The following is an 11,682-nucleotide window of genomic DNA, read 5'->3' on the forward strand; positions in this document are numbered from 1 at the left end:
TTATTTTTATGAATCTATAGGAATTCATTATGTGACAAGCACAATAATATTGTATAATATTTTGACATCATTTACAATGAAAAGTGTTTCGAGGATATTTTTTTGTTAAAGTCCTATAACAACAAATTTTAGGTGATTTTAAGATAATAATTTTTAAAAAGAGAAATATCTATGATTAAATCAACAAAAAAAGATAGCGGTATCATTTTATAATTTAGTTTCATATCAGTAGTTTATTATGATAGAATATTTAAGAAATGAGGTAAAAAAATGTCAAAAACACTAGTATTAGCAGAAAAACCATCAGTTGGACGCGATATTGCACGAGTTCTACAATGCAATAAAAATGTTAATGGTGGTCTTGAAGGAAATAAATATATTGTTACATGGGCTTTAGGTCACTTAGTAACATTAGCTGACCCTGAAAAATATGATAAACATTATCAAAAGTGGGATTTAAATGATCTTCCCATCATGCCTGAAAAAATGCAATTAGTAGTTATTGGTAAAACTGCTAAACAATATAATGCCGTCAAAAACCTTATGAATCGTAATGACGTTAAAGATATCATTATAGCAACCGACGCCGGTCGTGAGGGAGAACTAGTAGCTCGATGGATCATTAATAAAGCACATATTAAAAAGCCAATGCAGCGATTATGGATTTCATCAGTAACTGATAAAGCAATCAAAGAAGGGTTTAAAAAATTAAAAAATGCTCGTGAATATGAAGCTTTATATCATAGCGCATATAGTCGAAGTATTGCTGACTGGATCGTCGGAATCAATGCTACTCGAGCTCTTACCTGTAAATATAACGCTCAACTAGCTTGTGGTCGTGTTCAAACCCCTACACTAGCAATGATTGCAGCTCGTGAAGAAGAAATTAAAGATTTTGTTCCTCGCAATTATTATGGTATAGAAATCATTAGTAGCCAAATTAACTGGACTTGGCTATCTGCCAAAAAAGAAAAACATTTATTTAATGAAGCCAAAATAGATGAAACTATTAAGAAACTTCAAAATCAAAAATTAAAAATAGAAAAAATCTCAACTTTCACAAAAAAGAAATATGCTCCACAATTATATGATTTAACTGAATTACAACGTGATGCCAATAAACTCTATGGTTTTTCTGCTAAAGAAACTTTAGCAACAATGCAAGATTTATACGAGTATCATAAAGTATTAACTTATCCTAGAACTGATTCACGCTATTTAACCGATGATATCGTTCCAACATTAAAAGAGCGTCTAGAAGCTAGTCGCGGGGGGGATTATGACAATATAATTGATAAAATATTAAAAAGTCCAATAAGAAAACAAAGTCATTTTGTCAACAATAGTAAAGTTAGCGATCATCATGCGATTATTCCTACTGAACAGCCTGCTATGTTAGGTTCATTTACAGATCGAGAATTAAAAATTTACGAATTAGTTTTAAAAAGATTTTTGGCAGTTCTATTACCACCTTATCTATATGAACAAACAACAATTAATGCAATTGTAAATCAGGAAATTTTTACTGTTTCTGGTAAAATTGAAACCCAAATCGGCTGGAAAGAAGTCTATGGTCATGAAGAAGATAGTGAAGATCAAACATTACCATCATTAAAGCAAAATCAATTTTTACCAATCACTGAAATAACCAAAACAACTGGTCAAACAACCCCACCAGGTTATTTTAATGAAGCAACCTTATTATCAGCAATGGAAAATCCAGTTCGTTATACAAAAAACACTTCGAAACAATTAAGTTCTACTTTAGTCAACACAGGAGGTTTAGGGACTGTTGCAACTCGAGCAGATATTATTGAAAAATTATTTAATACCTTCTTAATTGAAAAAAGTGGTAATGATATTCATGTTACAAACAAAGGAAAACAATTGTTGAAATTAGTTCCACAAGATCTTAAAGAACCCGAGTTAACAGCAAAGTGGGAAATGGAATTAGCTAAAATTGCTAAAAAAGAACAAAAATCAAATATTTTTATTAATGAAATAAAAAAATATACTCGTTCTTTAATAGATGAAATAAGTTCTAGTGAAGCCAAATTCAAACACGATAATCTTACTACTAAAAAATGTCCAGAATGCAATCATTTCATGTTAGAAGTTAATGGAAAAAAAGGAAAAATGCTTGTTTGCTCTAACCCCGATTGTAAACATCGTGAATCTGTTTCCATCATCACAAATGCTCGCTGTCCTAATTGTCATAAAAAATTAGAACTTGTTGGTAAAGGTGACAAACAGATGTTTGTTTGTAAAACATGTGGTTATCGCCAACATATGAACGCCTTTAAAAAAGAACGAGAAAATAAAAATAAGCTGGCTCGTAAAAGTGATGTGAAAAAATATATGAATCAACAAAAACAACAGCAGACTGCTGTTGAAGATTCACCATTTGCTGCTCTTTTAAAACTCAAAGATGAATTAAAATAGTTCTTATCGTATTGATAAGAACTATTTTTACATCTAAATATTATTGACAAAACCATAAAAAGGGTAAAGCCGTCAAACAGCTCTAGCCCTATCTTTTCTTATTCTTGCTCACTTTTATTATCGCTCTCTAAGGAGTCTTTGATCGCCTGTGTAATTTCTTCCATAATTTCACTATGAGTACTTAAGAAAGTCTTAGCATTTTCACGCCCTTGACCTATTTTTTCACCTTTATACGCATACCATGCTCCACTCTTTTCAACAATGTCTTTTTCTACTGCCAAATCGAGTACTTCACCATCACGAGAAATTCCTTTACCATAAATAATATCTACTTGTGTAGTTTTAAACGGTGGAGCAACTTTATTTTTAACAACTTTAATATTCACTTTATTTCCAACAATTTCTGTTCCTAATTTAATTGCTTCACTACGACGAATTTCGACCCGAACAGAAGAATAGAATTTTAATGCTCTTCCTCCTGTTGTTGTTTCTGGATTACCAAACATAATCCCAATCTTTTCTCTCAATTGATTAATAAAAATAATCGTACATTCAGATTTATTTAATTCTGCCGCAATTTTTCTTAACGCTTTAGACATCAAACGTGCTTGAAGTCCCATTTGCGAATCACCCATTTCACCATCAAGTTCTACTTGAGGCACTAATGCCGCAACCGAATCGACAACAACTAAATCAATCGCACCTGAACGAACCAAAGTTTCAGCAATTTCTAGTCCTTGTTCTCCAGAATCAGGCTGTGAAAGAATTAATTCATCAATATTAACTCCCAAATTTTGCGCATAAACAGGATCAATAGCATGTTCTGCATCAATAAAAGCAGCACGTCCTCCTTGTTTTTGACATTCAGCAATGGCATGTAATGTCAATGTTGTTTTACCACTAGATTCAGGTCCGTAAATCTCAATAATTCTTCCTTTAGGATATCCGCCGATTCCTAAAGCTAAATCTAAAGTTAAAGAACCAGTAGGAATTACATCAACACTAACGGCAGCGCGATCACCTAATTTCATTACAGAACCTTTTCCGTATTTTTTTTCAATTTGCTTAATTGCATCATCCAAAGCTTGGACTTTTTTAGCTTCTTCTTTATTCTCTTTAGTCTTTGCTTCTGCCATAATATTCATCCTCCTACTATTATATACCTATATAAATACTAATTTACTTTTATTTTTTCATTCAATTTTCGAATTACAAAATCAATTGCCTGTTTCTGGATTTCTTCACGAGTTCCCTTTAAATTCAATTCATAGATATTGACACCTTGGTATAAAATCCCAATATAAACTAATCCTACTGGCTTCCCTTCCATTGCATCAGGCCCAGCATTGCCTGTAAATGATACACAGACATCACTATCAAGAATTTGTTTTCCATTAACGCACATCAACGAAGCTACTTCTTTACTTACAACTCCATATTTTGAAATTATTTCATGCGAAATTCCTAATAGTCTTTCCTTTGTTGTACTTTGATATGTTACTAAACTTCCTTTGTAAACCTTAGAAATGCCAGGAATACTTCCTAGCATTGCAGCAAAGTTACCTACTGTAAAACTCTCTACACTAGATATACTTATATTATATTGTATTAATGTTTTAGCTAATTCATCCATCACATTGTCTCCGTAAGCATCTCGCGATTTTTTAAGAAATAATCAATCCCGCTAATAACTGAAATTACTGTAGCTAGCCATGCTAAAGCGTTAGCTACATCGACTCCCAGTACAGTAAAAGGAAAATTATTAACTAATAAAAATCCTAATGCAATCATTTGGCTGACTGTCTTTAGTTTACCAAGTTTACTTGCCGCCACGACTACTTGTTTACTCGCAGCTGACATTTTAATCGCATCAACTATAGTATCCCGAGAAATCATTATAATAGGGATAATAATATTGATTGTCTGGTCACTTGCCAATAATAAGAAAATCGTATTAATTAACAGCTTATCAGCAATTGGATCAGCAAATTTACCAAATGTTGTTATTAACTTTTCTTTTCGAGCTATTTTTCCATCAAAATAATCAGTAATTGATGCGATAATAAAGATAAATAAAATGATAATATTTACTAATGATATATTTGTCTCCAAAACATGATAGACAGGAACCGTAATTCCTGCACTATCATACGGAAACATATAAATAAGAATTAAGAAGGGAACTAACAATACCCTTGTAACTGTTAATTTATTCGGTAGATTCATTATTGCACCCGCGTAATTTTAAGGGTATGATTACCCCCATCATATTCACTTGCATCAATTTCTAGAGGTTGATCGTTAATGTAGAAACGATGTCCCATAAAATATCCTAATTTTAATTCCAAATTTTGGAAATTCTCTACCGGAATATCTAGTTCAACTATTTCTGGAGCTGCATCAGTTGCATTTGATTTATTAGCATTATTGTAAATACCGCTCTTGAAGCCGCTATAATCACTACCATTGACATTTAATTGTGACCATGTCCGACCAACAAATTCCATTTTAAACTTGAAAGTAGTCATACTTGGATCAAGTTTAATACTATAATCTAACTCACCATTTTTAGTTATTTCAACTGTAGGCGTTTCAGCCTTCTTATCATCTTCATTTTTATCATCAGTATTAGAATTTTTGTTGTCATCACTGTCTTGTTTACCAGCATCATTATTTCCTTCGACAGTTGGTGTATTGTTATCTTTAAAATCTGGCGCTTCAGTATTAGAACGCCCTGCAACGATTGCATACCAAACAACAAAAATGATGGCCACACAAACCACACCAACTAAAGCATATTTAAAATATCTAAGCAAATAGCGATCTTCATAAACACGTTTATTAGAGATAGATTTTTTAGGTTTTACATTTTTTAAATCTTTAAATGTATCACTTACCTTACCAGAAATAGTAATGTTCTTTTTATTTTCTTCAACTAACCGTTTATTTAAATCCTCTTGACGAATTTCTTCTAACTGAATTTCTTGTGTCAGTGCTTCAAATTCAGCATCTAATTCTTTTTCTTCTAACCCTAGGTATTTAGCAATTTTCCGTAAATACATTTTCAAATATAATTCGTCACCTTTATATTTGTCAAACTTACCTGATTCTATATCTTTTAAGACAGCTACTGAAATAAATGTTCCTTTGGCCAACTCTTCAATCGTGACCCCTCTAGCCTCACGTTCTCGTCTAACATGTTCACTAATATTTTCCATGAGCTATCCTCCTTTTTTCCATAATTATAAAAAAGCCTATAATAAACACATAAATTATATCATAATTATTATTTATGACAATAACCTAATCACATTTATTTTATGAAAGATTTTAAAAAAATATACCTTAAAAAAACCACCTTATATATGATACTTTATAAATATAAACTATTTATAAACTAATTGAAATTAATTGAGTAATTTTTTTAATCCATTTATTAGTCTACAAGTTGACAATATAAACGGTCAAGTAATTTTTAACAAACACATTAAATCACAAAATCAAAAAAAGGCTATGGATTGATGTGACCCCCAAAAGTTAGCTCAAAAATCTAACTATCAGAATACTGGTACAAAACTTACAGCCTTTTTCTAATACTTATTATAATAAAGATTGATATAATTCTTTAATTTCAGCAACGCTAGTTTCTCGTGGATTACCAGGGCGGCAAGCGTCATCATATGCTGATTGTGATAAAAAGTCAAGATCTTCAACTTTAACAATTTCTTTTAAATCAGCTGGAATTCCCACATCTTGAGATAATTTTTTAACCGCATCAACAGCAGCTTTACGATATGCTTCTTGATCCATTCCTGTAGTATCAACACCCATTGCCTCAGCAATATCTTTATACTTAGTCCCTGTTGCAGGAGCATTATATTCCATTACTGTTGGTAAAATAATCGCGTTAGCCACTCCATGAGGTGTATCGTATAAAGCACCTAATGGGTGAGCCATTGAGTGAACTATTCCTAAACCAACATTTGAAAATCCCATTCCAGCAATGTATTGTCCTAATGCCATACCTTCACGACCCTCAGGAGTATTTTCAACAGCACCTCTTAATGAACGAGCAATAATTTCAATCGCTTTAATGTGGAACATATCACTCATTTCCCATGCTCCTGCGGTAATATAACCTTCGATAGCATGAGTTAAAGCATCCATTCCTGTAGCAGCAGTCAATCCTTTCGGCATACTTGCCATCATGTCTGGATCAACAAATGCAACAACTGGTAAATCATGAGGATCAACACAAACCATCTTTCGATCTTTTTGTGCATCAGTAATTACATAATTGATTGTAACTTCAGCTGCAGTCCCAGCGGTTGTGGGAACAGCCAAAATAGGTGTACAAGGATTTTTAGTTTCAGCTACACCTTCAAGACTTCTTACATCACTGAATTCCGGATTTTTATCAATGATTCCAATCGCTTTAGCAGTATCCATTGAAGAACCTCCACCAATAGCGATCATATAATCCGCTTTGGCTTCCTGTAAAGCTTTTACACCGCTTTGAACATTTTCAATAGTTGGATTTGGTTTAATATCAGAATAAACTACATAGTCTAAATTTGCTGCATCTAATAAGTCTGTGACTTTTTTAGTAACTCCAAATTTAATTAAATCCGGATCTGAGCATACCATTGCTTTTTTAAAGCCACGAGCCTTTACCTCAGTTACGATTTCCCTGATAGCACCACTTCCATGATAACTTGTTTCATTTAAAATAAATCTGTTTGCCATATTAAAATCTCCTTTTGTTTTATTTCTTGATAAAATTTTAACATGGATTTTTCAATATATTCAAGTTACAGATGTAAGCGTTTGTAACATTTTCGTGATTGTCATGCAATTTAGTTGCAGTAATAAAAAAGTATGTTTCCCTACTTTTTTATATTTAAAATAAACGGCTCTAACCGTTGCGGTAATGCTTCAATCAATAATTTTACAATATCATCTATACTAATCGGCATATCACCCAATACCCATTCAACGGTCATATCAATCGATCCTTTGCAATACATCTTTAACAAAAAATCAATATCAGCAGTAACTGATTGCCCCAAATTCTTCTCAATGATGTTTTTATAAAACTCATATATACAATTAAAATCATAATTAACCAGATTATTATAATCATTAGATTTAAATGCTTCTTTAAAAAAGGAATGTTCGCTTTTAATAAAAGCAAACTTTAATTGTAAAGCCTCTTGTAAAGAACACCCATCGCCCATTTGACGAAATGACTTTAAAACCAGCTTTTCGAAGTACCAGTTAACCAAGTCATATTTATCTTTAAAGTAGCGATAAAATGTCTGACGCGTCATCCCGCTGCGTGTAACAATATCAGTTACTGCAATTTTATCCAAGGGATGAACCTTAATTAAACCTTTAATTGCTTGAGCAAATACATATCTTGTTTTATCATGTTTATTCATATTCATACCTCTTTAATAATTATAAACGAGGATAAAAAAATAGACAAATAAAAAAGCTGAAAATATTCAGCTAAATAACGACTCGTTTTGTAAGCCAAGTTCTGTTTTTCAAACGATTATTTATCTATGCACATGCATCCGCCTTCGCGTTCATTTCCGTTTAGACGATTCCCCTACCAAATTTGGGTTTCTTCCTTGCAGAGTTTACCTCTTTTCAGCTAATCTTTCGATTAGAATAGTCTCTGTGGCACTTTACGGCTTATCAACCATACTTACGCTTAGGTCTTAGGCCCGTCGTTAGCTCACGCTACTGTGACTTATTGATTCGTCACATACAAACACTACAAGCATCGCAGCTTGTGGAAGCCTGGACTTTCCTCTACTTTTGTAGCAATCGTTTTCTACGAGTCTATTCTATTTTACTTATTTCTAAATAGAAAACAAGTATTATTTTTCAAACAGTCGTGATAAAACAAATTTATCAATTACTTTTGCAATAGCCTTCCTTATTAGATGCTTTAGTTATATAATCATATTCCACTTTAATCCTTGCTACACTATTTTCAACTTCATTTCTTTCACTTTATCAACACCACGATGATTAAATTCAATATAACGATTTTACCTAAATTACTTACACCAAGATTTTTATCAAAAATCTCTGTTACTTCCATCCTATCAGCTATTCGATTCAATATCATCTTGCTAAAAGTTGCAAATTAATCAGAACTATTATTCTAATAGTTACTCAAAGCGCTTTATTCAGCGATTTCCAAACTTCCAGTTCCTATCCAAATATTTTCCATCCCTACCATGCAATCGCACCTCAAGAATGTTGTATACACCTAAAATAAAAAAATTGTTATTTTTTAAATTGACGTTATTGACAATTCTTTTTTTATGAATAATATATAGTTAATAAAGTTAACTAAGAGGTGGAATTATGAAAGAACCAGAATGGATAAAAATGATAAATTACTCACAAGAAATTCGTTTGTTTTCGCATTTATTAAATCGCCGAGGTAAGCCAAAAAATGTTCTTACTAAAGACGAACTAGATTTATTATCAATACTAATTATCGATGATGAAATAATTACCCCTATTATTATCAGCAAACGAATGGGTGTATCAAAACCATTAGTAAGCCGTCTTATTGAGCAATTAAATAAAAAAGAACTGTTACTTAAAAGTCCACACCCATTTGATAAACGTAGTTATTGTTTAAAAATAACTGCACAAGGAAGAAAACATCTTGATGATATATATACTTATTATTTAGAACCCATCTATCAATTAAAAAAGAAATTACCATCTGATGATTTTACACAATTAATCAACTTAATAAAAAAATCTAATATAACCTTAAAAGGAGGACAATAATGACTATTTATCAAGCAATGCAATTAAATGTTAAAAACTTAAAAGCTGCAATTAGTGATGCACCTACAAAAAAAGATAAACATCGTTATATTGCAGCAATGATCCTAAGAAATATTTTCTGCTTAGCCTTTTGTATTATCTTTATCACTTTTTTTACAACACTTTTTGGAAATGAAAATAGTTCAGTAGGAATAATCGGTCTGTTGGCAGTATTATCTCTTCGCTTTACTGATTTAGATTTTAATATTAAACAAAGTACATTAGCCCTAATTGCCAGTTTTGTAATATGTGCTATTGCTCCGCATTTAGCCAATATAGTCCCATTGGGCTTTGGGTTATTAATAAATTTTAGCGCTTTACTACTAATCTTAATACTTACAAGTCATCAAGTTAGTTACGCTAACCATTTTACCTTTATTCTTGGTTATATTCTCTTATGGGGAAACGATGTCAGCGAAAACAGTTATACTCTGCGGATTATTGCCATGATGGTTGCAGCCATCTTTACAGCACTTGTCTATTATCATTGTCACTATCAACAAACGATGAGACTTAACTTCAAAGACATTCTTAAAGATTTTTTTAGTCCTAGCAAGCGAACATTTTGGTATCTAAAAATCAGCAGTGCGATTGCCTTGGTTATTTTTCTTGGAGAAATGCTTAATTTTTCAAGAACTATGTGGATTGCATTTGCATGTATGTCAATAATCAACATCGATCATGAACAAATTATCTATAAATTTAAACATCGTGCTCTTTTTGTTGTTGTTGGCAGTATAATTTTTGGGATACTATTTACAATAGTTCCTAAAGAATATTTAGGGTTAGCAGGGATTTTAGGAGGAATCATGGTAGGTTTTAGCGGCAGTTATCATTGGCAGACCGTTTTCAACTGTTTTGGCGCCTTAGCAATCACCATTGATTTATTTGGATTTTTAAATGCAATCATCATTAGAATCGTTGCCAATATCGCCGGTAGTATTTTCAGCTTTGTTTATCACCACCTTTTTGAAAAGATTATTCAATTATTAATAAATGAGAATCTAATGTTTGATAATAATTTATAATAGAATATCTAATTAAAAGTGCTCTTAGAGTTTAAACAACTAAACTTTAAGAGTATTTTTATAACAAAAAAAGAGGCTTTCCTCTAATTTTCCTTTAGAAGTCACCCCCAGATATATTTTTATCCTATCAATACCTTATTAATAATCAGTCCAATTGCCCCACTGACAATAAAAATCAAACCGACCCCAACCTTCTTTTTTCGTGAATTCATTACTTCTCTATCTTGATTTGATAATGTCGATGGATATTTATGGCGACCAATTAAATACAAAATCAGCCCGCTAGAATTTTGTCCTCCAATCGCTATAAATCCTAAAAATTTAGGGTGTTTTAACCCTCGACTTCGAGCATCAAGCTCTGCTATCTTAAAAACTTGATAAGCTGTATTTACGGCTCCAGGCAAAACAATAAAAACTAATATTATCTCATACCATTTCATTTTCTTTTCTCCTAAAATTTTTTTATTACCTGATAAAATAAAGCAGCAATACTACACATAGCAATCACCAGGACACTTGCCAGTAAATATTTATTATTTGAAATTATAGTATTAAAAATAACTAAACCAAAAAATAAAATAATATTAATTATAGCAACACAAATTAATTTTTTATTACTACTAACAATATTGGTACTTTCATTCAAATGTTCAATCATCTTATCATCACCTTTCAACAGTTCATCCAAACTAATTTGATATAGATCACTTAATTTAATAATACTAATAATATCTGGATAAGTTTTAGCATTTTCCCAATTTGAAATTGTCTGTCTTGATACTTGCAACTCATCAGCTACATGCTCTTGAGTTAGCTCAACTTTTATACGAGCTGTTTTAATTTTCTTTGCAATTTCCATTAATCCTTCCTCCTGATTGCATCATCACATTTATCCCCTTAATTGTCTATCAAAAACTTTTGACATCGATATTTTTACTGTCAAAACCCTTTTACATCATAATAAAAGACACTTTATTGCTTATAAAGTGTCTTATTAACAATTATCTATTCTGATTAAATACGACTTTTTCTAATAACGATAATCTTTTTAAAATATCAACGTTTGTAGAAAGATTTTCTTCCATCGCATGGATATTATCATCTTGAAGAGCCTTTTCTCTTTCAAGTTTAGCAATCTTGATCTTTTGTTCGCTTAAACGCGCTTCCAGTTGATCAATCTTATCATACGAAGCATTTAACATAGCTGCAAAAGCTTCATAATCATTTACAACCATATCTAAAAAATGATCTACTTCTTCAGCATTATATCCTTTAAAATCTACTTTGAATTCTTTAGCTATTATCTTTTTAGGGCTTAACATTACTTTCTTTTCCAAGTTTATCAACTCCT

Annotated in this window: 12 protein-coding genes and 1 other RNA gene; 3 read left to right on the top strand and 10 right to left on the bottom strand. The window is 31.6% G+C overall.

All coding sequences use genetic code 11. From position 1 onward, the window contains the following. Positions 1-270 precede the first annotated feature (270 nt). A complete protein-coding gene (locus tag KTF99_RS06625) occupies positions 271-2,442 on the top strand; it encodes a DNA topoisomerase III (protein WP_117792041.1) in 2,172 nt (723 codons plus the stop codon). A 98-nt stretch (positions 2,443-2,540) separates the two neighbouring features. On the opposite strand, the gene recA is transcribed toward KTF99_RS06625, so the two are convergent. The 7 genes from recA to rnpB all read right to left on the bottom strand — a co-directional run bounded on the left by recA (position 2,541) and on the right by rnpB (position 8,290). Continuing rightward, positions 2,541-3,578, bottom strand: a complete 1,038-nt coding sequence (gene recA, locus KTF99_RS06630; protein ID WP_008792720.1) for a recombinase RecA — start codon at positions 3,576-3,578, stop codon at positions 2,541-2,543. A 38-nt stretch (positions 3,579-3,616) separates the two neighbouring features. Next, positions 3,617-4,075, bottom strand: a complete 459-nt coding sequence (locus KTF99_RS06635) for a CinA family protein (RefSeq protein WP_003534406.1) — start codon at positions 4,073-4,075, stop codon at positions 3,617-3,619. Next, a complete protein-coding gene (pgsA, locus tag KTF99_RS06640) occupies positions 4,075-4,668 on the bottom strand; it encodes a CDP-diacylglycerol--glycerol-3-phosphate 3-phosphatidyltransferase (protein ID WP_003534408.1) in 594 nt (197 codons plus the stop codon). The genes KTF99_RS06635 and pgsA overlap by 1 nt, the downstream gene beginning before the upstream one ends. Further along, the gene (locus KTF99_RS06645) at positions 4,668-5,660 is read right to left on the bottom strand and encodes a helix-turn-helix domain-containing protein (protein WP_003534410.1); all 993 of its coding nucleotides are present in this window, start codon (positions 5,658-5,660) and stop codon (positions 4,668-4,670) included. Before KTF99_RS06645 ends, pgsA begins: the two co-directional genes overlap by 1 nt. 382 nt (positions 5,661-6,042) lie before the next feature. Further along, the gene (gene fucO, locus KTF99_RS06650; protein ID WP_003534412.1) at positions 6,043-7,188 is read right to left on the bottom strand and encodes a lactaldehyde reductase; all 1,146 of its coding nucleotides are present in this window, start codon (positions 7,186-7,188) and stop codon (positions 6,043-6,045) included. A 140-nt stretch (positions 7,189-7,328) separates the two neighbouring features. Further along, complete coding sequence (locus tag KTF99_RS06655) at positions 7,329-7,883, bottom strand: TetR/AcrR family transcriptional regulator C-terminal domain-containing protein (RefSeq protein ID WP_009299853.1); 555 nt, start codon at positions 7,881-7,883, stop codon at positions 7,329-7,331. A gap of 87 nt (positions 7,884-7,970) precedes the next feature. After that, positions 7,971-8,290, bottom strand: an RNA gene (gene rnpB / locus KTF99_RS06660) — RNase P RNA component class B. Positions 8,291-8,826: 536 nt separating this feature from the next. Here rnpB and KTF99_RS06665 point away from each other — a divergent pair. Then, entirely contained in the window at positions 8,827-9,264 is a 438-nt protein-coding gene (locus KTF99_RS06665) for a MarR family winged helix-turn-helix transcriptional regulator (RefSeq protein ID WP_003534415.1), read from the top strand. Next, positions 9,264-10,331, top strand: coding sequence for an FUSC family protein (locus KTF99_RS06670; RefSeq protein ID WP_029482475.1), 1,068 nt, complete (start codon positions 9,264-9,266; stop codon positions 10,329-10,331). Before KTF99_RS06665 ends, KTF99_RS06670 begins: the two co-directional genes overlap by 1 nt. Positions 10,332-10,450: 119 nt before the next feature. On the opposite strand, the gene KTF99_RS06675 is transcribed toward KTF99_RS06670, so the two are convergent. From KTF99_RS06675 to KTF99_RS06685, 3 genes are all read right to left on the bottom strand, one after another. Beyond that, positions 10,451-10,771: a hypothetical protein gene (locus KTF99_RS06675; RefSeq protein ID WP_003534417.1), complete on the bottom strand. Its 321-nt coding sequence runs from the start codon at positions 10,769-10,771 to the stop codon at positions 10,451-10,453. A gap of 11 nt (positions 10,772-10,782) precedes the next feature. Further along, entirely contained in the window at positions 10,783-11,190 is a 408-nt protein-coding gene (locus KTF99_RS06680) for a helix-turn-helix domain-containing protein (RefSeq protein ID WP_003534418.1), read from the bottom strand. Positions 11,191-11,332: 142 nt separating this feature from the next. Next, positions 11,333-11,653, bottom strand: coding sequence for a DivIVA domain-containing protein (locus KTF99_RS06685; RefSeq protein ID WP_003534419.1), 321 nt, complete (start codon positions 11,651-11,653; stop codon positions 11,333-11,335). Positions 11,654-11,682 lie beyond the last annotated feature (29 nt).

It is taken from the genome of Erysipelatoclostridium sp. MSK.7.34, from assembly GCF_019041935.1.
GTDB lineage: Bacteria > Bacillota_I > Bacilli_A > Erysipelotrichales > Coprobacillaceae > Thomasclavelia > Thomasclavelia ramosa.